Consider the following 23,075-nt stretch of genomic DNA (forward strand, 5'->3'; position numbering starts at 1 on the left):
ACCCGCACAGGGAGAGTGCTAACAGTGACTCTATGAGACGGGTTAGCACTCGGTCAAGGCGAGTGCCAGCAGCGGGGCGATCCCGGCTCCACGTGACGCCGCGCGACAGTTCGGGCCGGCAACGAAGTTGCGTAAGGCTTACCTAACCCGATAGTTTTCACAGTGCGCGCAAATAGCAAACGTTTATGTTGCCTAATGCCGGAACCTTCGCAGGATCCGGCTTGACGAACGATGGAGTGTCAGTGAAAAACCCCCTGAAGTCCGGCCTGCTGGTCATGACCGCAGCTGTTTCCATGCTCGCTATGAGCGCGTGCGGTCAGCAGACCGATGCCGCAGCAGACGCCGGTGCAGAGACGATCAGCATTGAGCATGCCTCGGGAACCACCGAGGTGCCGGTAAACCCGGAGACCGTCTACACCTTCGATCTGGGCGCGCTGGACAGCCTCACGGCTTTGGGAGTCGAGGTGGACGGCGTGCCGGAGGCCGTGTACCCGAAGTCGCTGGCACAGTACGGCGAGGACAGCTACACCAAGATCGGCTCCATGAAGGAACCCGACTTCGAGGCGATCAGCGAGGGCGCCCCGGATTTGATCATCATCTCCGGCCGCACCGCTGAGGCCTACGGCGAGCTGAGCAAGATCGCCCCGACCATCGACCTGAGCGTCGACGCCGCCGCACCGGTCGACAGCTTCAAGGAAGTCTCCACGACTCTCGGCCAAATCTTCGGCAAGGAAGCCGAAGTCGAAGACAAGCTCTCCGCCCTCGACACCAAGATCGAGGACACCAAGGCCGCAGCTGCCGACGCCGGCACCGGCCTGGTGCTGATGACCAGCGGCGGCGAAATGACTGCCTACGGCGCCGGGTCCCGCTTCGGCATCGTGCACGATGTCCTGGGTGTGCAGCCCGCCGCCGAGGTGAAATCCGAAGGCCCGCACGGTGAAGCGATCTCGCACGAGTTCGTCGCCAAGACCAACCCGGACCACCTGTTCGTCATCGACCGCGACTCGGCGGTCGGCGAATCCGGTGGCGAAGCAGCCTCGGCGGTCCTGGACAACGACTTGGTCAACGGCACCAAGGCCGCCAAGAACGACAGCATCACCTACCTGGATTCAGCCTCCTGGTACCTGGTGGGCTACGGCCTGAACAACACGGACGCCATGATCAGCGCCGTCCAGGCAGCCATCACGAAGTAGCCCCCCCGTCCGGCCGCCGGCTTCCGAAGCCGGCGGCCCGCGCGGTGGCCCGACCTATGGCTTCCTCCACGATTTCCACTCCAGCTCCGGCTCCGGTTGCCGCCCCTGCCCGGCGTTCCCGTCCCCGGGGATCCGGTGCGCAGCTCGCCTGGGCGGGCACCGCCGTCGTTGTGTTGGCCTGTGCCAGCATGTTCGTCGGCGTCAGCGATGTCTCCCTGCCGGCGCTGCTTTCCGGTGACCAGACCGCATGGGACGTCTTCTGGATCAGCCGGCTGCCGCGGACCCTGTCCGTCATCCTGGCCGGTGCAGCACTGGGCATCGCCGGATTGATCATGCAGCTCATGGCGCGGAACAAATTCGTGGAGCCCTCCACCGTGGGCACCGTGGAGTCGGCTTCGCTGGGCATCCTGGTGGTCACGGTGGCCATCCCCGGCGCATCACTGCTGGCCAAGATGTCGGTGGCCACCGTGTTCGCTGCGGCCGGAACCGGGCTGTTCCTGCTGGTGCTGCGGCGGATCCCGCTGCGCAACACGCTGATCGTGCCGCTGGTGGGCATCATGCTGGGCGGCGTGATCGCTGCTGTCACCACCTTCTTTGCCTACCGGTACGACCTGCTGCAGTCGCTGAACAGCTGGATGATCGGCGACTTCTCCGGTGTGCTTCGTGGCCGCTACGAGCTGCTCTGGATCGTCGCGGTCCTTGGTGTGGTCGGTTATCTATGCGCGGACCGGTTCACCATGGCCGGCATGGGCCAGGAATTCTCCACCAACCTGGGCCTGAATTACGGCCGGGTGATGACCCTGGGACTGGTGATCGTTTCGTTGATCAGCGCCGTGGTGGTGGTCAACATCGGCGCCATTCCCTTCCTGGGCCTGGTGGTGCCCAACCTGGTATCGCTGGTGTTCGGCGACAGCGTCCGCCGCGCGGTCCCTTGGGTGGCCGTGTTCGGTGCTGGCTTCGTCCTGCTCTGCGACATCATCGGCCGCACCATCCGGTTCCCCTACGAAATCCCCGTGGGCGTTATTGTCTCCGCCGTCGGCAGCGCCATTTTCCTGTACCTGCTGCTGAGGACCCGCAAGAATGGCTGACACGGTTCTGCCCGCCGCCCTGACGCAGCACAAGCGCCGCACCGTCAAAACCGTCCGGCCACGGACCTGGATCATCCTGTTGGGACTCCTCACCGCGGTACTGGTTGCCGTGTTCATGACCATCGACCTCCGCGGCAATCTGGGCTACATCCTGCCCCGGCGGGCGATCAAGATCGGGTCGATGCTGCTGGTGGCGTACGCCGTGGGCGTGTCCACGGTGCTGTTCCAGACGGTGACCGCCAACCGGATCCTGACGCCGTCGATCATGGGTTTCGACGCCCTCTACATGCTGATCCAGACCGGACTGACCTTCGCCATCGGCGGCCAAGCGCTGCTGAGCATGGGCGCACCGGCTCGCTTCGTGATCGAAGTTTCGCTGATGGTCGCCTTCTCCTTCCTGCTCTACCGCTGGCTGTTCACCGGCGGCGGCAAGAGCCTGCACCTGATGCTGCTGGTGGGGATCGTATTCGGCACGATGTTCCGCGGTATCTCCTCGCTGCTGCAGCGGCTGATCGACCCGAGCGAATTCATCATCCTGCAGGACCTGTTCTTCGCCAGCTTCAACAACGTGGACGGCTTGCTGCTGGCCGTCTCGGCGCTGGCAGTTGCTGCCGCCAGCATCCCGGTCTGGCGGATGCGCCGGGAGCTGGATGTGCTGGCGCTGGGACGGGACACCGCTCTAAACCTGGGCGTGAACCACCGGCGGGCCGTTACCACGGTCTTGATGGTCTGCGCCGTCCTGGTGGCCGTCTCCACCGCGCTGGTCGGTCCGATTACGTTCTTCGGCCTGCTGGTGGCCAGCCTGGCATACCTGCTCTGCTCGCATTTCCGCCATGTCTACGTGCTGCCCATCGCCGTGCTGCTGGGCGCAATCGCACTGCTCGGCGGCCAGTTGGTGCTCGAACAGGTGTTCAGCTTCGACACCGCGCTGAGCATTGTCATTGAATTCGCGGGCGGTCTCCTGTTTATTGCCCTGCTGTTGAAAGGCTCCGTCAAATGATCCACGTCTCCGGCGTCTCCAAGACCTACGGCACGCAGACGGTAGTGGACGATGTCAGCTGCTACATCAAGGACGGCGGGATCACCTCGATCATCGGACCCAACGGGGCCGGCAAGTCCACGCTGCTGTCCATGGTCTCCCGGCTGCTGCCGATGGATGCCGGAGCCGTCACCATCGACGGACTGGACGTCAGCAACACCGCGGGCAAGGAACTGGCCCGCAAGATGGCCATCCTGCGCCAGGACAACCAGCTGACCGTGCGCCTGACCGTGAGGGACCTGGTCGGTTTCGGCCGCTTCCCGCACAACCAGGGCCGGCCGACCGCCACCGACAGGGCGCACATCGACCAGGCCCTGGAGTATCTGGACCTGACCTCGATGGCGGACAAGTTCGTGGACGAGCTCTCCGGCGGCCAGCGCCAGCGCGCTTTCATTGCCATGGTCCTGGCACAGGACACCGACTACCTGCTGCTGGACGAGCCGCTGAACAACCTGGACATGAAGCACTCGGTGGAAATGATGCGGCTGCTGCGCCGGCTAACCGACGAGCTGGGCAAGACGGTGGTGCTGGTCATCCATGACATCAACTTCGCCTCCTGCTACTCCGACTCCATCATCGCCATGCGCTCCGGCCGGCTGATCCATCAGGGCTCCCCGGCGCAGATCATGCATCCTGAAGTCCTTCGCGATGTCTACGAGATCGACATTCGGATCGAGGAAATCGACGGCAACCGGATCGGCGTCTACTTCGCCTGAACGGCTGTTTCCGGCACTGCAGGCGTTCGTTCGCAGCAAACCGCCTGCAACCTGCGAGCCCGCTCTGGGCCATCCTTCATGCTGCCCTATAGGGTTTGAGCACAAGGACCCGGCAGCGAAAGGGACGGCGACTCAGTGACCTCCAGGTCTCAGGAACAACTTCCGCGGCTGCAGGCTGAATCGGTCATGGCCGGCTACGACGGATCCGCGGTGTGCGGCCAGTTCAGCGCTGACCTGAACCCGGGGCAGGTGCTGGCCTTGGCAGGCGCCAACGGAGCCGGCAAGTCGACCATGCTGAGGACGCTGAGCGCCCGTCAGGAACCGGTGGCCGGCAGCATCAAACTTGACGGAGTGCCTGCGGACGAACGCTCGCTGCATTACCGCCGCAGCGTCGCCGCGGTTTTCGACGACGATGCCTTCTTCCCGGCGTTGACGGTCAGTGAGCACCTGCTGCTGATCGCCCTCGGGCACGGACTGGATGACCCGTCTGCGGCCGTCAGCCGTGAAGTTGGATTTTTTGGCTTGGACAGCCATGCCGAGGACTTCCCGCATTCCCTCTCCTCCGGGCAGAAGCGCCGGCTCCTGCTGGCTTCCGCCTTCATCCGCCCGTTCACACTGCTGGTGCTGGATGAACCGGAGCAGCGGCTGGATCAGACGATGCGCCGCCGCTTGGCCGAGCGGATCGTCGGGTGTGCCGGCGCCGGGGCGGCGATCCTGCTGGCAACGCACGATCCGCTGCTGCTGGCCGCCACAGCCGACCGCTGCGCGGTGTTGGATGGCGACGACGTAGCCTTCGTTGCGCCGGAACGCGCGGCCGAGTTGATTTCCGGGTGAGCCAGCTTCCTTCCGCCGCTGGTACAGCCGGGGCCGTGCGCTTCAATCCGATGGCCTTTTCCCGGGCTGCGGCAGCACGGCATCCGCTGGAGAGTCGGTGGAGCGTCTTCGCGGACGTGTACCAGACGCTATTGGGCGCAGTCGTGCTGATTTCCTACGCCGGGGCCCTGCTGTACGGCATTCGCGAAGAACTCTTGGTCAACGCCGGATCGGTGCTGACCCGCAGCGTGATCTCCGAAAGATTCGCCCAGGTTCCGGCGCAGACGGCTATGGCGGCCGTCCTGCTGCTGGCCGCTTCCGGCGGCTTTCTGCTGCTTTTGCGCCTGGGCCCGGTCTCGGCCACCGCTGCCCAGGGGTATTGGTGGCTGGGCCTGCCGATTAACCGGCGGAGGGCACTGGCCCGGCCGGCAGCCGGCCGGATGCTCCGGACAGCCTTGGTGGCCGGTCTTGTTTTCCTCCCGCTGGCGGCGCTGGCGGGGCCGGCGCACGGGGCGGCCTCGGTCCTGCTGGGCAGCGCCGCGGCGGCGGCCGTCGGGGCTGCGCTCTACCTGGCGGCAGCGTTTGCCCAGGCTACGGCGGGGAAGCCGGCGGCAACCCGGGTTGCCGGAATAGCGAGTGCCGTCGGCCTAGTGGTCCTGCTCCTGCCGCTGTTGTCCGGAGGCCTTGCGTCGTTTCCCGGGCAAGCTTTGCTGTTGTTGCCTTCCGGTTGGCCGCTGCTGGTGGTCCACGGCAGCATCTGGCCGCTGTGGGCCGCAGCCGCCCTGGTCCTGGTTGGCGGCTGCAGCGGCTATTTTCTGCTCCGGTCGCTCTCGACCGCCGAGCTGACCGCCAGCGGCAGTGTCTCCGGCCACGCCGCCGGCGCGCTGTATTTCGGCGACTTCCGTGAGCTGGAGCGGGCACTGGACCATCGCAGGGTGCGCCGCCGGTTCCGTCTCAGCCTTGCCCCACCGTCCTCGCCCTCCGCCGTGCTGGTACGCGCCGACGTCGTCGCCTTTCTCCGCTCCCCCGGCAAGGTTCGTCATGTCGCCGTGATGGCGCTGGCTCCGGCTGCCGTTGGCTGCATCGCCGGTGCCGGCAGCGCCATCATCATGGCCGGCGTCCTGCTGGGCTGTGGCTGGGCGGCCGCCTCCGGCTGCGCCTTCGTTGCCCGTGCCCACGCTGCCAGGCCTGTCCTTGAAAGCCTTCTGCCCTTGGCGCCCGTCCAGGCACGGCGCGCCCATGCTGTACTTCCCGCCGTTGGTCTGGCGGTTTGGGGTCTGGTGTCCTTCGGGTTGCTGGCAGTGATGGGTGCAGGTGGTCCGTCACTGGCGGTGCTCGGGGTCCTGGCCGGACTCGGTTTGGCCGGCGCGGCCATGCGGGCCGCGTTTCAGCCGCGGCCCGACTGGACTCGTCCCGGCGGCAGCACGTCCAACCTGCTTATGCCCGCGGGCGTCGAAGCCAGTTTCATTCGAGGTCCGGACTTTTCGGTGATCGCCATGCTGCCCGCCCTGATCGCTGTAGTATCAGGCGTCGTACCGTGGTGGCTCCTGCTGGTCCAGGCCGGCTCCAGCGCATACTGCCTGTGGTGGGGAACGCGCGCGGAGTAGTCCACGGGCCCCGACTGGCGAGGGGCCGAGCCGTCATTCCTTGAGGACCGAGAGGATGTTGCCGGCAGGGTCCTTGAACCAGGCGATGTCCGGGCCGTTGCCGCGCATGATGCCCTTTTCATCGGTGGGCAGGTCCGGATTGTTGTAGATCTTGGTCTGCACGCCACGGCCGTTGAGTTGGTCCACCGCGGTTTCGACGTCGTCGACGGCGAAATTCAGGACCGTGAACGTTGCCGGTTCGTGGTCCGGCTTCGGATACATGATCACCCGGGCGCCGCCGGGCAGATGGAGCTCGAGGATCCCCATGGGTCCGTCGGCCACCTTGAGGCCCAAGGTGCCGCCATAAAACTGTTTGGCGGCGGCGATGTCATTGACGCTGAAGCCGCTGAAAGCATGGTTGGGGGTAAACCCGGCGCTGTCCATGGTGGTCTCCTTCGCTTCGCGGGCGGGCACTTCCAGACTGGCACAGCAGCACCGGCCAGAACAGTGCTCCGCGCCGCTAGCATGGAACCAGGACCCGCCGCAGGTCCGGCCGCGGGTATTGACGGAGGCCGACATGGGACAAGACCCGGCGTGGACCGCGGACGTCTCGGCGCTGCAGGCCATTGCGGCCTCGCCGCTGGGCAGCCTGCCCGAGCCGCTGCTGCGCGACCTCTTGACCGGCAGCACCCTGGTCCGGGTGCCGGCCGGCACTGTCACCCACCGTGAAGGCGATGCAGACCCCCATCTGGAGCTCATGGTCTCCGGGCTGCTGAAGTTTTATGCCACGGCCCCGGACGGGCGAACCATCACGGTGCGCTACTGCCGCCGCGGGTCGCTGATGGGTGTGGTTTCCCTGTTTTCACCGGACTTCGCCCTGCCGGTGAGCGGTGTGGCGCTGACCGACACCGAACTGGTGCGTCTCTCCCCCGTGCGGGTACGTGGCGCCGCGGCGCGCGAACTGCCGGTGGCCCACGCGTTCCTTCGCGAGCTGAGCGCGCGCGTGCTCGGTTTTATGGCCGAGATCCCCGGCAGCGCCTTTACCTCGGTGCGGCAGCGGGTAGCCCGGCACTTGTTGGACCTGGCCGCCGGTGCCGATGCCGGCCGGCTGGACGGGCCTGCACCGATGCCAGCTGCCGGGTCGGAGCTGGCCGTACACACCACGCAGCAGGAACTGGCGCAGGCGGTCGGTTCGGTCCGCGAAGTGGTGGTGCGTATTCTGCGCGACCTGCGCGAAGCCGGGGTGGTCCGTACCGAACGGGACCGGATAGTGATTGTTGAGCCGGGGAGGCTGGCGGAGCTGGCCATCTGGAACCCAGGTTCCTGACACCGTCCGGGTAGCTCCCGACACTGGACCTATGAAGACCCTACCCACACCGGCAACGCAGCCCGGGGCCGCGACCGACGTGCCAATCACCCCAGAAGAACTGCAACTGGCGTCCCGCAACCACGCGATGCCGCTGGAGATGCTCACCGCCGCCCGTACGCCGGCGGGCATGCACTATTTGCTCACCCATTTCGATGTCCCGCTCATCGACGCCGGTGCCTGGCGGCTGCGGATCGGCGGCGCGGTGCGCCGGCCACTGGAGTTCAGCCTGGCCCAACTGCAGGCCCGCGAACAGCGCACTCTGGCCGTCACCTTGGAATGCGCAGGCAACGGCCGGAGCCTCATCAAACCCCGGCCCGTGAGCCAGCCGTGGATCTACGGCGGAGTCGGCACCGCCGATTGGACCGGTACACCGCTGGCCCCCTTACTCGCTGAGGCCGGTGTGGACCCGGAAGCGGTGGATGTGGTTTTCACCGGCGCGGACCGGGGCGTTCAGGGCGGTGAAGAGCAGAGCTATGCCCGGAGCCTGAAAGTTTCCGAGGCAACGTCCCCGGACGTGTTGCTGGCCTACGCCATGAACGGTGCGCCGTTGCCACCCCAGCACGGCTTCCCGGTGCGGCTGGTGGTGCCAGGCTGGTACGGGATGGCCAGCGTGAAGTGGCTGACCGGCATCGAGGCCAGCACCTTCCCGTATACGGGATTCCAGCAGATGTCCTCCTACCGCTACAACCGCAGCGAAACCGATCCCGGCGAACCGGTAACGCGGATCAAGGTCCGTGCACTGATGGTCCCGCCGGGCATCCCGGACTTCATGACGCGAAACCGGCTGGTGGATGCAGGCCCGGTGCTGCTGCGCGGCAGGGCCTGGTCCGGGAGGGCACCCATCCAGCAGGTCAAGGTCGCCGTCGACGGCGTGTGGTCGGAGGCGCAATTGGACCCGCCGGACGGCGAATATGCCTGGCGCGGCTGGACTTTCCGCTGGCAGGCGGAACCGGGCGGGCATCAACTGCGCTGCCAGGCGATGGATGCCCTCGGGCAGGTCCAGCCATTGGAGCCGGAATGGAATTATTTGGGCATGGGCAACAATGCCGTGCAGACGGTGCCGGTGACTGTCCGTCCGTAAAGGCAGCATCCGGACGCGGTAGTATTCCGGTTCATGGCTTCGCCCGGCCCGCCAGCCCGCCCGGAACATTCCCAGCCTGAGGCTTGGTGGAAAAGGTCCCACGAGACCACCGTCCTCCTGGTGGCCATTCTGGCGTCCTTCGTGGCCTTCCTCGACGCCTCCATCGTCAATGTGGCGCTGCCCGCCATTGACCGTGACCTGGGCGGCGGCCTGGCGGTCCAGCAATGGGTGGTGGGCGGCTACCTGCTGGCCCTCGGCTCGCTGATCCTGGTGGCCGGCGCCCTGTCCGACGTGTTCGGCCGGATCCGGATCCTGCGGCTGGGGCTGATGGTCTTCGGGGCGGCTTCGCTGGCCTGCGCTGCGGCGCCGGCTGCCGCCGCCCTGATAGCCGCCCGGATTGTCCAAGGCGCAGGCGCGGCGCTGCTGGTGCCGGCTTCGCTGGCCTTGATCACCCTGACTTTCGCTGGCCGGGACCAGCACCGGGCGATCGGAATCTGGACCGGCTGGACCGGCACCGCGTACATCATCGGCCCGGTCTTCGGCGGCCTGCTGGTGGACACGCTAGGTTGGCGGCTGGTCTTTGCCGTGAACGTGCTGCCCATCGCCGCCACCTTATGGCTGATGGCCCGGCTGGCCGATCCGCCCCGGCAGGAGCCGCGGGCACCCATCGATGCCTTGGGGGCGTGCCTGGCCGCCGCCGGGCTCGCCGGGCCGGTGTTCGCGCTGATCGAACAGCAACGGCTCGGCTGGACAGATCCACGGGTGCTTATTCCGCTGGCCGCCGGGCTCATCAGCCTGGGGCTCTTTCTGTGGTGGGAACGCCGAGTCTCCTACCCGATGATGCCACTGCAGATTTTCCTCGTGCGCAATTTCGGCGTCGGCAACATCGCCACGGTGGGAATTTACGCCGGCCTGTCCCTGGGGATGTTCGCGCTGCCGGTCTTTCTGCAGCAGTCCGCCGGCTTCAGCGCCACCGCCGCCGGCCTGGCGATCTTGCCGATGAGCATCCTCTCACTCGCACTGGCAGCCTGGTTCGGCCGGCTCTCGGGCCGCTACGGGCCGCGCCTGTTCATGGCCGCGGGGCCGCTGCTGGCCGGCACCGGATTCCTGCTCATGTTGTCCGTGCACGAGCCGCTGGACTTCTGGCAGCACATCGTGCCGGGCGTGCTCTTGGCGGGTCTTGGCCTAGCAGTAACTGTCTCCCCGCTGACCGCAGCGGTGCTGGGCGCGATCGAGGCGGAACGCAGCGGGATCGCCTCCGCGGTGAACAATGCGGTGGCCCGCATTGCCGGGCTGCTGGGGATTGCCGTCGCCGGCGCCATTACCGGCGGACTGCTTGACTACGCAGGTTTCCGCCACGCCGCGCTGGCCGCTGCCCTGATGCTGTTCGCCGGCGGGGCGGTTTCCGCCGTAGGCATCCGCAACCGGCCCTAGGTGCCGGGCCGCAACTCACGGGCCAGGCCCGCAGGCTCCCCTGGGCCAGGCCCGCAGGCTTCCCTGGCCCAGGCCGCAGCCCCTGCCCCCACGCCCTGAGCCAGCCCCGGCCCAGCAGGACTACACCACGGAAAAATCGCCCGGCAGGATGGTCCGGCCGGTCAATGCCAGCAGGACCATCGCCCCGTCGCCGCGTTCGGAGGCGATCTGGATGGCGAGTCGGCCGGCTTCCAGTTCCACGTCGCTGGGCAGCTCGGCCACCAGGCCGCACGCGCGGGACAGGTCCAAGGTGTGCACGGCCAGCTCGAAGATCCGGGTCGGCAGGTAGTCGCTGAACCGCATTCCGCCGGCAGCCGTTTCGATGATCCGGTCTTCGGCCAGCGGCAGCGTGTTCTCCAGCTGGGCCAGCAGCCGGTCCACCATATCCACCGGGTGCGGCCCCAATTCCTTGCCGGCCGCGATGGCCCGCTCGGTGACACCGGGGTCATCAGCCAGTCCGGTGGCCAGGTAATAGTCGGCGGCCGATTCCACCTGGACCTTGTCAGCCGGACGCCCCAAATATGTCAACACCGTGGACAGGGCACGGCTGGTGTGGCCGGCCAAGGTCCGCACGGTCCAGTCATCCAGCCCTGGCGCATTCCACGCGGTAGACGGCACGTCGGACAACACTTCCCGGAAATAGCGGCCCGCGGACAGGAAAGTTGCCGCCGATTGAATCATGCGCCCATGCTACGGCCGGCCGCTGTCCACGACCAGCGCTTTGGTGTGGCCCGGCACAGTCCGGGCAGGATTGCCGTGTCCCTCAGGCCAGGCGCCGCATGTCCCTCCGCCACGCCGGCACAGGGACGGCGACCTCTTCCCACAGGGCCTGCCATCCGCGGTGGGCACGATTGCTGGCCGCGATCAACTCGCCCAGTTCCGCTTCGATTTCCGCCTGGCAAGCATCCGTATCGATGTCGCTCCAGTCCAAGGGTGTTGACATAATCCGGGCCTCCTCACAGTAAGCTTCCTTCGATCCTACGGACGCCGCGCTCGTCCGGCCATGGGGAGAACTACCCATCAGCGCGTGTAAAGACGATCCTCCGGCCGTGCGCCGGCCCGAATCGGCTGCACTAGGCTTGAAACCATGGCACCCGAGACCCACGCCGAGAGCATCGCCCCGATTCTGACTCCGGAGGGCTGGGAACTGCTGAACTCGCTCGGCCCGTACTCCGAAGCGGAGAGCCTGCACACCGGAACCGAGCTGCGCAAGGCCGGCCACTCCCCCGAACTGGTCTCCGCCGCGATGACGCAATCCCGGCTGCGGGCCAAAGCCGCGGCAAAATTCGGCCCGTTCGCGGAAAAGATGCTCTTCACCCAGGCAGGACTGGAACAGGCCACCCGGCTGAACATCGCGGCCCTGCACGCCCAGCGGTTCCAGGCTGCCGGGGCCGAACACGTGGCTGACCTCGGCTGCGGCATCGGCGCGGACTCGATGGCGCTGGCCACCCTTGACCGCAGGGTCACCGCCGTCGAACGTGATGAAACCACCGCCGCCGTGGCCACAATCAACCTGATGCCCTGGCCGGACGCCACCGTGGTCAACGCCGAAGCCGAAGACGTTGACCTGACCGGAGTCGACGGCGTGTGGCTGGATCCGGCCCGGCGGACCACCACGACGTCGGGCACCACCAGGATCTTCGATCCGGAGGCGTTCTCGCCGCCCTTGTCCTTCGTTGAGCAGCTCGCGGACCGGGGCCTGCCGGTGGGCGTCAAAATGGGTCCCGGCATCCCCCACGACGCGCTGCCGGAGAACTGCGAGGTCCAATGGGTATCCGTCAACGGCGACGTGATTGAGGCGGCGTTGTGGTTCAACACGCTGGCCCGGCCCGGCGTCCGGCGTGCGGCCTTGGTGATCGGGGCCGCCGGCACCGCCGAACTCACCAGCGCCGTCAGCTTCGATCCGGCCCACCAGGACGTGGAGACCGGTCCGGCCGAAGGCTACCTGTATGAGCCCGACGGCGCAGTGATCCGGGCCGGGCTGGTGGCCGATCTGGCCCGCGGCCTGGAGGGCCACCTGCTCGATGAGCACATCGCGTACATCTGTGCTCCGCAGCTGCAGCAGACCCCGTTTGCCCGGGCGTACAAGGTGCTGGAGGTCAAGCCGTACAACGTCAAGAAGCTCAAGGCGTGGGTCAAGGCCAACCGGATCGGCACCCTGGAGATCAAGAAGCGCGGCACCTCGGTCACCCCGGACGAATTGCGCAAAACCCTGCTGACCGGTTCCGGCAAGGGTCCGAACAAGGCGACGCTGGTGCTGACCCGGATCGGCGAGGACCGGGTGGCGATCGTCGTCGAGCCCGTCCCCTCCGCCGGCGGCCGCAGCCGCGAGCGCGCAGCCAGGCCCTGACACACTAGAATCAAAGCAGTGTCGCCGCCCGTTCTGCGCGAGACGTGCATCTCCGGCGGCAGCCGGTACCGCCAGATACGGAGCAGCGTTTGAACATCGATTTTGCCCAGTCCGCCCAATCTTCTCTTGGAGTCGAGTGGGAGCTGGCGCTGGTAGACGCACAAACCGGCGAGCTGGTCTCCGTGGCCGAGCAGGTGCTGGACGCTGTCCGCGCGGGCCATCCCGACCTGAAAGACGACGACGAGCACCCGCACGTGAAGCAGGAACTGCTGCTGAACACGGTTGAGCTGGTGACCGGCATCTGCCGTACCGTCAGCGATGCCAAGGCCGACCTGAGCAGTGCACTGACCGCGGTCCGCGACGTCACCGATCCGATGGGCGTGGAACTGTTCTGCGCCGGCAGCCACCCGTTTGCGGCACCGCGGTCGCAGCCGGTGACGGACAAGGCGCGCTATGCCAAGCTGATCGACCGCACCCGGTGGTGGGGCCAGCAGATGGTGATTTACGGGGTGCATGTGCACGTCGGCCTGGATCACCGGGACAAGGCGCTGCCGGTGATGGACGGGCTGCTCAACTATTTCCCGCATTTCCAGGCGCTCTCCGCATCCTCCCCCTTCTGGGCTGGAGAGGACACCGGGTACGCCTCGCAGCGCGCGCTGATGTTCCAGCAGTTGCCCACCGCGGGCCTGCCGTTCCAGTTCCCCAGTTGGGCGCTGTACGAGGACTACGTCCAGGACATGTTCACCACCGGCGTGATCGACACCATCAGCGAGATCCGCTGGGACATCCGTCCGGTTCCCGCGCTGGGTACCATCGAGATGCGGGTCTGCGACGGGCTGTCGACGCTGCAGGACGTGGGCGCCGTCGCCGCGCTCACCCAGTGCCTGGTGGACGAGTTCTCCACCGCGTTGGACAACGGCTGGGCCATCCCCACCATGCCGCCGTGGCATGTGCAGGAGAACAAGTGGCGCGCCGCCCGCTACGGCATGGACGCCATCATCATCCTCAACGCCGCCGGCAAGGAAATGCTGGTCACCGAACACCTGCGCGAGCATGTGCTGAACCGGTTGGAACCGGTGGCCCGGAAGCTTGGCTGCAGCAAGGAACTGGCCGACGTGGAGAAAATCATCGACGGCGGTGCCGGCTACCAGCGCCAGCGCCGGGTGGCGGCAGAGCACGACGGCGACCTGCGCGCCGTCGTGCTCGACGTGGTCAGCCAGCTGCGCCGCGCCGACCACTGACGGGATCGGCGCGCCGCCAAGCAGCGCCGGGAAGTTCCTGCAGCCTCACAGACCGGCTGCGCGGCGCCGCCGGTCGTGGCTGCCGCGCAGGTCGCGGTTCAGCCGACGGTCGCCGTGGTAAAGGATGGAACTGTAGTCCACCTCTTCGGCCGTCTTGGCAATCACCACGGGCTCTGCGGTTTTCGGCTTTTTGGGCTCGACGTAGAGCCAGCCGATGGTCCCCAGCACAATGTCCACCAGCGAATTCTTGATCCCGATGTAGGAATAGATCGCGTAGATCGCCAGCGTCGCGTTGAGGGCGGCGAAGGCGGCATTGCCCCAGTTCTGCGCCAGGATGTCGCGGTAGAACGTGAACAGCGAGAACGCCACCATCAGATACGGAATCAGCACGTACAGGGCAGGCGCCGCGGTACGGTCCTTGACCTTGGGCGTCCGCACAAACGGAATCTTCTCGCCGGTCAACGCCTGCTGCATCGATTTGAAAACGCCGGCCAGGTTCACCGGCAGCATGACCAGGTTGAATCCGTAGATGCGGAAGATGTCGCCAAAGCGGTGGCCGCAGTCGCGCAGGTCGCTGCCCATGGCCAGGAAGTAGGGCAGCGCCGCAATAAACACCACCGGGCTGAGCAGCCGACTGTCGTACGGATAGGCCAACAGGAACACCAGGCCGAAGCTGGCCCAGGCGATCGAGGCCATGTAGTTGACCTTCATGAGCACTTCGCGGACCAGGATCCGCTCGTGCCGGTGGCGCCGCTCCACCAGTTGCGACCACAGCTTGGGCAGGATCAGCAGGCCGCCGTTGGCCCACCGCCGCCGCTGCACCACCAGCGAGCCAAAGTCCGGCGGGGTGGCGCTGTAGCTCAGCCGTTCCGGGTAGTTGGCCAGCTTCCAGCCGTGCGCGCCCAAGTCGATGCTTGATTCGGTGTCTTCGATGACCGTCCGGTCCTGGATGTAGGTGCGGATCTCGAAGCCGCCCACCGTCTCCACCTCGACGATGTCTTCCAGCGCCTCCTTGCGGATCACCGCGTTGGCGCCCACCCAGAAGGTGGCACCGTAATAGGTCATGCCTTGATGCAGGATGTGCTGGATGTCAGTGGTCGCGCCGGCTACCCGCTCAATCCGGGTGGGAGCTCCGCGGAAGGCCGAGTAGGGCGTCTGGGCGACGGCGATGCGCTCGTTCCCCGGGGATTCGAGGAAGTACACCAGCCGCAGGCAGTAGTCGCGCAGCAGCTGGGAATCGGCGTCCAAGGTCAGCAGATAGCGGCTGTCGGGGATCTCAAGGTCCGCGTCTTCGCCGTCCGGCACGGGCCGCAGGACGGTGTCGCCGGCGGCGTCCTCCACTTCCCAGCGCTGGCCCATCAGCGAGATGTAGGCGTTCAGGTTCATCGCTTTGTTGGCCTCATGCGAGAGGTTGGCATAGCGTTTGCGCTCGAACGTCTCGGTCTTCACGCTGAAGGTCCGCACCAGGCGCAGGTGCAGTTCCTCGATCCGCTCGGGGGCCAGCTCAGCCGACTGTGCGGCGGCCGCCTCCAGAGCCAGCAGCACCAGGCGCAGTTCGCGGGCCAAGCCCATGACCACCAAGTCCACGAAGAACTCGTCAACGTGGTCCTCGATGCGCTCGGCCTCGGCGAATTCTTCCAGCCAGGTGGCGGCGGCGGTGTACTCGCTGATCAAGCGCTGCAGATCGGACGACGGCGCGTGGTCGCCATTGCGGAATGCCGCCAGGGCGGCGTTGGCCCTGTTGGCCGGGACCCGCAACCTGTCGCTGATCTCGGTCTGCAGGGCCCGCGTGCGCTCAAGCCGTTGGAGCACGGCGGGATCGGTGGGGAAAGGCGGGTCGTCGAGCAGCAGCACCACCCGCAGGTCGGGGAATTCCTGCAGGGCTGCCGACCACAGCGTGGACCGGACGACCTCCGGCTCTTCGGCGTAGGACGGCACCAGCACGGTCACGCCGCCGTCGTAGCGGGAAAAGTGCCGGTCCAGCTCCCCGCGCGGAACCCGCTGGTGGTCGCGGAACCGGTACATGGCCCCCTGCCGGGCCAGCAAGTACATCAGGGCGGAGAAGGTCAGGAACGTCACCACGACCAGATAGGACACAGCTTCCAGCTGGAACCGGAAGCCCGGGCCCGGGTTGTTGGCGAACTGGCGCAGGATGGTGGTGACCACATAGACGATCCAGGCCGTCACCGTGGTGATAATCCCCAGCCGCCCCAGGACGATCTTTCGACCGCTGGGCTTGGGGTGCACGATGGACATCGGTTCCGACCGCTTTTCGGCACCCCACTGGCGGCGCCGCGGCGCCGGATCGGCGGCGGAAGCGAGCGGCTCGACTTGAGCGGCAGGCATGGTGTCCAGCATGAAAACCCCCAACAAACAGGACGAAAAAAGGGCAGAGCCGTGGTGCTCTGCCCTGGTGGATCCTCGGCCGGCGGAACGGGCGCCGGTGCCCCTTAGTCTAGGGGCTTGCCCGAGACAATAATACAACGTTTAAACGTGATTAACGCCACTCTTTCAGGCGTGTCGTCATCAGATGTCTACCTGTTACCGTACAGACACGGGTTCCGGAGCGGATTCCCGTAGTTGGGGAGAACAATGTCGAAAAGATTTCCGGGCCGCCGCTTGTCCTGGCTGCGGCTTGGCGTCCTGATCACCGCGACCGCGGCCCTCGTGGCCGCGGCCGGGGTTGGTTGGGGACAGTTCACTGATGCGCGTGCTGCTGCGGGCAAGGCGTCCTGGTTCGCCGGCTACGTGGACGCTACGGCTACTCCGTTCTACAGCTTCGAGAACCCCTCCAGCGAGGCCGAGCGCAGCGTCATCCTCTCCTTCATCGTGGCGGACCCGGAAAATCCCTGCTCCCCGTCCTGGGGCGGCTTCTACGGATTCGACGAGGCCCAAGCCACCATGGACCTGGACCGCAGGGTTGCCCGGCTCGCGGAAACCGGCGGCCACGTGGGCATTTCCTTCGGCGGCCTCCTCAACCGGGAACTGGCCAGTGCCTGTACCGATCCGGTTGCCCTGAAGCGGGCATACAGCCAGGTGCTGGAGCGCTACAACGTGGACACCATCGACCTGGACATCGAAGGCGAGAACCTCACGGACGCCACGGCCGGCGAACGCCGTGCCACGGTAATGGCCCAACTGGCCGCGGAGCGGGAAGCAGCCGGCCAGGATCTGGAGATTTGGCTGACCCTGCCGGTCGCCCCGCATGGCCTGACCGAGGACGGGGTCCGCACGGTCCAACAAATGCTGGCCGCCAAGGTGCCCTTGGCCGGCGTCAACCTCATGACCATGGACTATGGCCAGAGCCGGCAGCAGGATCAGGGCATGCTCGATGCCTCCATCCAGGCGGCCCGGTCGGCGCACGTCCAGCTGCAGACCGCCTACCGCGAGGCCGGTTTGGAGTCCGGCGAACGGACCGTCTGGAGCAAGATCGGCCTGACCCCGATGATCGGCCAGAACGACGTGCCCGGAGAAATCTTCACCGTGGACGATGCCGCCGGACTCAACGCCTTCGCCACCGAAGTCGGCATCGGGCGGATGTCCATGTGGTCGCTGAACCGCGACACCACCTGCAGCACCAATTACGGGGACGTCACCAAGGTGTCGGACAGCTGCAGCGGCGTAGAACAGCAAGGGATCAGCTACGCGGCCGTGCTCGGCCAGAATTTGGGCGGGCTGCCGCGGTCGGTCAGCGAGCCGGGCCACGATGCCACCGCCGCCCCTGCCCCCACCGGTCCCCCCGTTGCGTCCGACGCCGACATCGTGGACGATCCGGCGACCAGCCCCTACCCGATCTGGACCAGCGAGGCGGCCTACGTGGCCAACGAGCGCGTGGTCTGGCACCGCAACGTGTACAAGGCCAAATGGTGGACGCGCGGCGACGTGCCCGACGATCCCACCGCCTCCGAAGAGGTCACTCCGTGGACCTTGATCGGGCCGGTGCTGCCGGGCGAAACCCCGCAGCCTGTAGTCACCGCCCCGGCTGGCACCTTCCCGGAGTGGAAGATCGGCACCGTCTACCTGAAAACCGATCGCGTCCAACTCGAAGGCCGGGTGTTCGAAGCCAAGTGGTGGACCCAGGGCGACAGCCCCGAAGCTGCCCTGCAGGGAGCGGACAGCTCGCCGTGGCTGGTCCTGACCAACGAAGAAGTGGCTGAACTGCTCGCCGACCTCGGCAAGTAGCCACCGCCTGAACCGCGGCGGATCCCGTTTTACAGGTGCACGCTGCTGACCGGCATCGAGGAGTCCGGCGCGAATTCGATGCCGGACGGCTGGCCGCCGGCCATCACCACCTGGGCGCCGAGCGCGGCGACCATCGCGCCGTTGTCGGTGCACAGTGACACCGGCGGCACCCGCAGCGAGATGCCGTGCTTGTCACAGCGCTCTTGAGTCAGCGCGCGCAGCCTCGAGTTGGCCGCCACCCCGCCGCCCAGCAGCAGGTTGCTGATGCCGTGCTCGGTGCAGGCCAGCATGGCCTTGGCGGTGATCACGTCCGCCACCGCTTCCTGGAAGGACGCCGCGATGTCTGCCACCGGAAGTGGCTCGCCCGCAGCTTCGAACTGCTCCACACACCGGGCCACGGCCGTCTTCAAGCCGGAGAAAGACCAGTCGTAGCGGTGCGGTCCCGGCTCCTCCGCTGACCCCATGTACTTGGGTTGGGTCAATCCGCGCGGGAAACGGATCCGCTTCGGATCCCCCTCGCGGGCCAGCTTGTCGATCACCGGTCCGCCCGGGTACCCCAGGCCGAGGATGCGGGCCACCTTGTCGTAGGCTTCGCCGGCCGCGTCGTCGATGGTGGCGCCGAGCAGTTCTACGTCGTCCGTCAGGGAGCGCACGCGCAGGATCTCCGTGTGGCCGCCGGAAACCAGCAGCGCACCCAGGTTCTCCGGCAGCACTCCCCCGTCCAGCACGCCGACGCCCACGTGGGCCACCAGGTGGTTGATCGCGTACAGCGGCTTTCCGGTGGCCAGTGAAAGCGCCTTGGCTGCACAGACGCCGACCATCAGGGCGCCGGCCAGCCCGGGCCCGGAGGTGACGGCCAGTGCGTCCACTTCGTCCAAGGTGACGCCGGCGGTGTCCAGCGCCTGCTCCAGCGTGGGGATGAACGCGTCCAGGTGGGCGCGCGAGGCGATCTCCGGGATCACGCCGCCGAAGCGAACATGCTCGTCCATCGAGGACGAAACGGTGTTGGCCAGAAGGGTATCGCCGCGGACAATGCCGACCCCGGTTTCATCGCAGGAGGATTCGATCCCCAAGACCAGCGGTTGGGTGCGGTTCATCGGGTCTCCTCCATGGTTTCCGGCTGCTCGCCCGGTATGGCGGCCCCCGCAGCGTCCCGGCCGGCACCGGGCCGGCCGGTCCAGTCCTTGAGCTTCAGCCGCATGATCAACGCGTCGGCGCCGCCGCGGTAGTAGCGCGGGCGCACGTGGATCTGCTCGAAGCCAAACCAGCGGTAGAGCCGCTGCGCCCGCGGATTGTCAGCGCGCACCTCCAGCAGCACGTCCTCCGCCCGCTGCTCCGCGGCCTGTTCGATCAGCAAGGCCAGCAGGCGGGTGCCGATCCCCTGCCCCTCGCGCTCGGGCACCACGGCGATGGTCTGCACATCGGCGATCGGCCGCACGCACATCAGGCCGGCATAGCCGATCACCTCGCCGAGGGCATCCACGGCCACGTAGTAGCTGCGGGTGTCCTGCGCCAATTCCTCGTAGAACATCTCGGTGGGCCACGCATCGGCCGGAAACAGTTTCCGCTCCAGCGCATCCACCGCGGGAATGTCGGCCTCGGTCATCGCCCTGATCTGGCCCGCGGGCGGCGCGCCGGCGGTCACAGTGCACGCTTCCGCGGTCCGGGGACCTTTGCGTCCGATTCGCGCAGGTACAGCGGCGACGTGTCCAGCAGGTCCAACCCCTTTTCCAGCTTGGCGACGGCGGTGCGGCCCAGCGCTTCGGCCGTCGGCTGTGTGCCGCTGTACTCGGTGACGCCGCGCAGCTGCTCCGGGTACAGCCCGGCGCCCATGCCGTAAGCCGGCAGGTCCGGGACCGCGGACGGCGCACTGACGTGCGGGCCGTCCAGCAGTTCATGCCTGCCGCCGGTACTGCGGTAGCGCGCCCAGTACACTTCCTTGCGCCGGGCATCGGTGGCCACCACGAACTCGTCCACGCCGGCCCGCCAGGCATCAAGCGCGGCGTCCACGGCAATGGCGTCCAGGCTCATCACACCGTGCAGCGGCTTGCCCCAGGCGAAGGCCAGCGACCGTGCCGTGGCAATGCCGGAGCGCAATCCCGTGAACGGCCCCGGCCCCACGCCCACCACCACGGCGTCGATGTCCGCGCCGGTGACGTCCGCCGTCGTCATGATCTTGCCGATTCCCGGGGCGAGTACTTCCGCGTGGCTGCGGGTGTCCTCGGTGGCGAAGGCGGCCAGCGTCTCTCCTTGTCCGGTCAGCAGCGCGGCGCTGGCGATAGCGGAGGTGTCAAGCGAGAGGATCAGCACGCATCAATTTTACTTGAGGGATTCCACGGCCCCTCGCATCGGCTCCCGCCGCCTCGTGGGGCCGCGGGCTGCCGGACCGCTCAGGCCGGCGGCTGCCCGGCGATATTCACCATCCAGTGCACGCCGAACTTGTCGGTGCACATGCCGAAGGTGTCCCCCCACGGGGCCTGTTGCAGCGGTTCAGTGATGTTGGCGCCGTCGATCAGCTTGTCCCAGTAGCCGCGCAGTTCTGCCTCGTTGTCGCCGCTGAGCGAGAGCGAATGGCTGGAACCGGGGGTGAAGTCCATGCTGTTCGGCGTGTCCGCTGCCATCAGCACCAGGCCGCGCTCGGTGGCCAGCTGCGAGTGCATGATCTTGTCGGTCTCGGCCGGATCATCGCTGGCGTGGAAGTCGCCGAAGGTGTTCAGCGTCAATTCGCCGCCGAACACCGACTGATAAAAGGTCATCGCTTCTTTGGCCTGGTCGCGGAATCCCAGGTACGGGGTCAGCGCAGTGTCCATGGGTTGGCCTCCTCGCCGGTCTGCTGTCGCCAACGATTATGGACCTGCGCCCCGAGGCAGTGAAGACCGGGGCGTCCGCAGCGCCTCCGGCCGCGGCAAATCGCGCCGGAGAAAGCCCTCCGATGCAGGCCTTCAGGCGTCAGGCGAAGATGTACGCGGCCCAGCGCGGACCGTACGCCGCCATCCGGATCAGCCGAGGCTCGCCGTCGTCGGGATCTTCAAAATCCAGGACGACGCCGGTGCTCGCCGAAGTGCCCGCGGCGCCTTCCGCCGGCCGGTTCACTACGTCCGCACCGCTGGGCCGCACCAGTGAAATGTCCAGCCAACTGTCCGAGAGGTGCTCCACGCGGCCGCGGCCCCACTCCACGACGGTCACGGCCTCATCCAACGTGTTCTCCAGATCGATGTCATCGATCTCGCCGTCGGACTCCAGCCGGTAGGCGTCCACGTGGACCAGGTCCGGGCCGCCGTTCATGCTCGGATGGCTGCGCACCAGCACGAAGGTGGGCGAGATGATGCCTGGGCGGACGCCGAGTCCCTCGCCCAGGCCCTGGGTGAAGGTGGTTTTCCCCGCGCCCAGTTCCCCGCTGAGCACCACTAGGTCGCCGGCCCGCAGGATCCTGCCCAGCCGGGCGGCGAGCGCCTGCGTCTCCTCCGCCGAGCCCACGTGGAACTCGCGCTCCCATACCGGTGTGGCCGGTTGTTCCCGGGCCACATCCGCTGCTCCGGGCTGGCCCGCCCCGCCCGTCAGGCCAGCACCCCTCATGCCAGCCTCCTCAAGCCAGCACCGCGCCGGCGTCCCCGGCGCTGTCCGTGTTCCGCTCGTCCGGCGAGGCCAAAGCAGCAGCGCGGACCTGGGCGGCTGCAGCGGCCTGTTCTGCCGCGGACGCGGTGAGTTCTTCGGCTACCGCCACAGGAGCCGCTTCCCCGCCGTCGTCCTGTTCATCGGCGGTGCCGGTGTAGTAGCGCGGCACGCGAGGGCTCACCCGGGTGACAATCTCGTAGTTGATGGTGCCGGCGCCGACCGCCCAGTCCTGGGCGTCGGGAACACCCGGCCCCGGGCCGAACAGGATGACTTCCTCACCAAGGAGGTCGCCGGCGTCGTTGGTCCTCAAATCCACCACGAACTGGTCCATGGCCACCCGGCCCACCAGGTCGTAGCGCTTGCCGCCGATGGCCACTTGGACCCCGGTGACGCTGCGCGGGATCCCGTCGGCGTATCCCAGCGGCACCAGCACCAGTGTGGTGGGCTCGGTGGTCAGGTAGTTCAGTCCGTAGGAGACTCCCTGGCCGGCGGGCACCTGCTTGCAATTGGCCACCCGCCCGCGCAGTGTCATGGCCGGCACCAGCCCCAGTTCCTCGGGGGTCTGCGTCTCAAAGGGCGACAGCCCGTAGATCCCCAGGCCGACGCGGACCATGTCGAAGTGGGCATCCGGACGGCTGAGCGTGCCGGGCGTGTTGGCCAGATGCCGGACTTCCAGATCCAGCCCGGCGTTTTCCGCCACCGCCACCGCCTCGCGGAAGCGGTCCACCTGGTCGTCCGTTTCCGGCCGGTGTGGTTCGTCGGCGACGGCCAGGTGGGAGAACACACCGACCACCCGCAGCAGCCCGAGTTCCTGGTACTCCACGGCCCGGTTAACCAGGTCCTCCCAGAGCGCCGGCGGACAGCCGTTGCGGCCCAGACCGGTGTCGATTTTCAGGTGCACCCGCGCCGGTCGTTCCAGCTGCCGGGCGGCCGCGACCACCGGCTCCAGCTCCCAGCCGGAAATACCAACGTCGATTCCCGCTTCAATGCCGGCGGCGAAGTCGGTATCCGGGGTGTGCAGCCAAGCCAGGATGGGGGCGTCGATGCCCGCTTCGCGCAGCGCCAGGCCCTCGGTAAAGTGCGCCACGCCCAGCCAGCCGGCACCGGCCTCCAGCGCGGCGCGGGCCACCGGTATTGCTCCGTGGCCGTAGGCGTCCGCCTTGACCACGGCCATCACGCGGGCGGGCGCTGCGATTTCGCGCAGATGCCGCACGTTGGCGCGGATCGCATCCAGGTTGATCACGGCTTGGCGGTCATAGGGCAGCGGTGACGATGTAGAGCTCACGGATCCATTCTCCCATCCGAAGCTTGCTTTCCAGCTGAAGGGTT

General features: G+C 67.2%; 22 protein-coding genes. 12 read left to right on the forward strand and 10 right to left on the reverse strand.

Translation table 11 applies throughout. The annotated features are described in order from the left end of the window. The first annotated feature begins 242 nt into the window (after nucleotides 1-242). The 6 genes from E4J89_RS04065 (at nucleotide 243) to E4J89_RS04090 (ending at nucleotide 6,456) form a co-directional block, all read left to right on the forward strand. Nucleotides 243-1,193: a siderophore ABC transporter substrate-binding protein gene (locus E4J89_RS04065; protein WP_240691698.1), complete on the forward strand. Its 951-nt coding sequence runs from the start codon at nucleotides 243-245 to the stop codon at nucleotides 1,191-1,193. Between the two features lie 56 nt (nucleotides 1,194-1,249). Further along, complete coding sequence (locus E4J89_RS04070; protein WP_136784812.1) at nucleotides 1,250-2,281, forward strand: ABC transporter permease; 1,032 nt, start codon at nucleotides 1,250-1,252, stop codon at nucleotides 2,279-2,281. Next, nucleotides 2,274-3,281 carry an iron chelate uptake ABC transporter family permease subunit gene (locus tag E4J89_RS04075; protein ID WP_136784813.1) on the forward strand — a complete coding sequence of 336 codons (1,008 nt, stop codon included), beginning with the start codon at nucleotides 2,274-2,276 and terminating at the stop codon, nucleotides 3,279-3,281. The genes E4J89_RS04070 and E4J89_RS04075 overlap by 8 nt, the downstream gene beginning before the upstream one ends. Beyond that, complete coding sequence (locus tag E4J89_RS04080; protein ID WP_136784814.1) at nucleotides 3,278-4,036, forward strand: ABC transporter ATP-binding protein; 759 nt, start codon at nucleotides 3,278-3,280, stop codon at nucleotides 4,034-4,036. The genes E4J89_RS04075 and E4J89_RS04080 overlap by 4 nt, the downstream gene beginning before the upstream one ends. 135 nt (nucleotides 4,037-4,171) lie before the next feature. Further along, a complete protein-coding gene (locus E4J89_RS04085; protein ID WP_240691699.1) occupies nucleotides 4,172-4,870 on the forward strand; it encodes an ATP-binding cassette domain-containing protein in 699 nt (232 codons plus the stop codon). Next, nucleotides 4,867-6,456: a DUF6297 family protein gene (locus E4J89_RS04090; protein WP_136784815.1), complete on the forward strand. Its 1,590-nt coding sequence runs from the start codon at nucleotides 4,867-4,869 to the stop codon at nucleotides 6,454-6,456. Before E4J89_RS04085 ends, E4J89_RS04090 begins: the two co-directional genes overlap by 4 nt. 33 nt (nucleotides 6,457-6,489) lie before the next feature. Here the strand turns inward: E4J89_RS04090 and E4J89_RS04095 are convergent, their stop codons facing one another. After that, a complete protein-coding gene (locus E4J89_RS04095) occupies nucleotides 6,490-6,879 on the reverse strand; it encodes a VOC family protein (protein WP_136784816.1) in 390 nt (129 codons plus the stop codon). A gap of 133 nt (nucleotides 6,880-7,012) precedes the next feature. Here E4J89_RS04095 and E4J89_RS04100 point away from each other — a divergent pair, with 133 nt between their 5' ends. From E4J89_RS04100 to E4J89_RS04110, 3 genes are read left to right on the forward strand one after another with little or no spacing between them, the layout of a single operon-like run. Then, on the forward strand, nucleotides 7,013-7,762 hold the full coding sequence (locus E4J89_RS04100; protein WP_136784817.1) for a Crp/Fnr family transcriptional regulator: 750 nt from the start codon (nucleotides 7,013-7,015) through the stop codon (nucleotides 7,760-7,762). A gap of 31 nt (nucleotides 7,763-7,793) precedes the next feature. Further along, the gene (locus E4J89_RS04105) at nucleotides 7,794-8,885 is read left to right on the forward strand and encodes a sulfite oxidase (protein WP_136784818.1); all 1,092 of its coding nucleotides are present in this window, start codon (nucleotides 7,794-7,796) and stop codon (nucleotides 8,883-8,885) included. Nucleotides 8,886-8,918: 33 nt separating this feature from the next. After that, on the forward strand, nucleotides 8,919-10,319 hold the full coding sequence (locus E4J89_RS04110) for an MFS transporter (RefSeq protein WP_136784819.1): 1,401 nt from the start codon (nucleotides 8,919-8,921) through the stop codon (nucleotides 10,317-10,319). Between the two features lie 120 nt (nucleotides 10,320-10,439). Here E4J89_RS04110 and E4J89_RS04115 read toward each other — a convergent pair whose 3' ends face one another. Beyond that, nucleotides 10,440-11,039, reverse strand: a complete 600-nt coding sequence (locus E4J89_RS04115) for a maleylpyruvate isomerase N-terminal domain-containing protein (RefSeq protein WP_136784820.1) — start codon at nucleotides 11,037-11,039, stop codon at nucleotides 10,440-10,442. 82 nt (nucleotides 11,040-11,121) lie between these two features. Beyond that, nucleotides 11,122-11,301: a hypothetical protein gene (locus E4J89_RS04120; protein WP_136784821.1), complete on the reverse strand. Its 180-nt coding sequence runs from the start codon at nucleotides 11,299-11,301 to the stop codon at nucleotides 11,122-11,124. A gap of 144 nt (nucleotides 11,302-11,445) precedes the next feature. Between E4J89_RS04120 and E4J89_RS04125 the strand changes: the two genes are divergently transcribed. Then, nucleotides 11,446-12,708: a methyltransferase gene (locus tag E4J89_RS04125; protein WP_136784822.1), complete on the forward strand. Its 1,263-nt coding sequence runs from the start codon at nucleotides 11,446-11,448 to the stop codon at nucleotides 12,706-12,708. An 89-nt stretch (nucleotides 12,709-12,797) separates the two neighbouring features. After that, the gene (locus E4J89_RS04130; protein WP_136784823.1) at nucleotides 12,798-13,949 is read left to right on the forward strand and encodes a glutamate--cysteine ligase; all 1,152 of its coding nucleotides are present in this window, start codon (nucleotides 12,798-12,800) and stop codon (nucleotides 13,947-13,949) included. Between the two features lie 45 nt (nucleotides 13,950-13,994). On the opposite strand, the gene E4J89_RS04135 is transcribed toward E4J89_RS04130, so the two are convergent. Then, complete coding sequence (locus E4J89_RS04135) at nucleotides 13,995-16,295, reverse strand: glycosyltransferase family 2 protein (RefSeq protein WP_240691700.1); 2,301 nt, start codon at nucleotides 16,293-16,295, stop codon at nucleotides 13,995-13,997. 246 nt (nucleotides 16,296-16,541) lie between these two features. Between E4J89_RS04135 and E4J89_RS04140 the strand changes: the two genes are divergently transcribed. After that, a complete protein-coding gene (locus E4J89_RS04140) occupies nucleotides 16,542-18,131 on the forward strand; it encodes a carbohydrate-binding protein (protein WP_136784824.1) in 1,590 nt (529 codons plus the stop codon). 29 nt (nucleotides 18,132-18,160) lie between these two features. Here the strand turns inward: E4J89_RS04140 and tsaD are convergent, their stop codons facing one another. The 6 genes from tsaD to alr form a co-directional block, all read right to left on the reverse strand. Then, nucleotides 18,161-19,228 (reverse strand): tRNA (adenosine(37)-N6)-threonylcarbamoyltransferase complex transferase subunit TsaD, encoded by a 1,068-nt coding sequence (gene tsaD / locus E4J89_RS04145; RefSeq protein WP_136784825.1) that lies wholly within the window; start codon nucleotides 19,226-19,228, stop codon nucleotides 18,161-18,163. Beyond that, nucleotides 19,225-19,737 (reverse strand): ribosomal protein S18-alanine N-acetyltransferase, encoded by a 513-nt coding sequence (rimI, locus tag E4J89_RS04150; RefSeq protein WP_136785014.1) that lies wholly within the window; start codon nucleotides 19,735-19,737, stop codon nucleotides 19,225-19,227. Before rimI ends, tsaD begins: the two co-directional genes overlap by 4 nt. Nucleotides 19,738-19,772: 35 nt before the next feature. Then, nucleotides 19,773-20,441 (reverse strand): tRNA (adenosine(37)-N6)-threonylcarbamoyltransferase complex dimerization subunit type 1 TsaB, encoded by a 669-nt coding sequence (gene tsaB, locus E4J89_RS04155; protein ID WP_136784826.1) that lies wholly within the window; start codon nucleotides 20,439-20,441, stop codon nucleotides 19,773-19,775. An 80-nt stretch (nucleotides 20,442-20,521) separates the two neighbouring features. Further along, entirely contained in the window at nucleotides 20,522-20,941 is a 420-nt protein-coding gene (locus E4J89_RS04160) for a VOC family protein (RefSeq protein WP_136784827.1), read from the reverse strand. A 139-nt stretch (nucleotides 20,942-21,080) separates the two neighbouring features. Continuing rightward, nucleotides 21,081-21,707, reverse strand: a complete 627-nt coding sequence (gene tsaE / locus E4J89_RS04165) for a tRNA (adenosine(37)-N6)-threonylcarbamoyltransferase complex ATPase subunit type 1 TsaE (RefSeq protein ID WP_136784828.1) — start codon at nucleotides 21,705-21,707, stop codon at nucleotides 21,081-21,083. A 10-nt stretch (nucleotides 21,708-21,717) separates the two neighbouring features. Beyond that, nucleotides 21,718-23,031 (reverse strand): alanine racemase, encoded by a 1,314-nt coding sequence (gene alr / locus E4J89_RS04170; RefSeq protein WP_136784829.1) that lies wholly within the window; start codon nucleotides 23,029-23,031, stop codon nucleotides 21,718-21,720. Nucleotides 23,032-23,075: the final 44 nt, after the last annotated feature.

The sequence above is a fragment of the Arthrobacter sp. CAU 1506 genome (assembly GCF_005047635.1).
GTDB lineage: Bacteria > Actinomycetota > Actinomycetes > Actinomycetales > Micrococcaceae > Crystallibacter.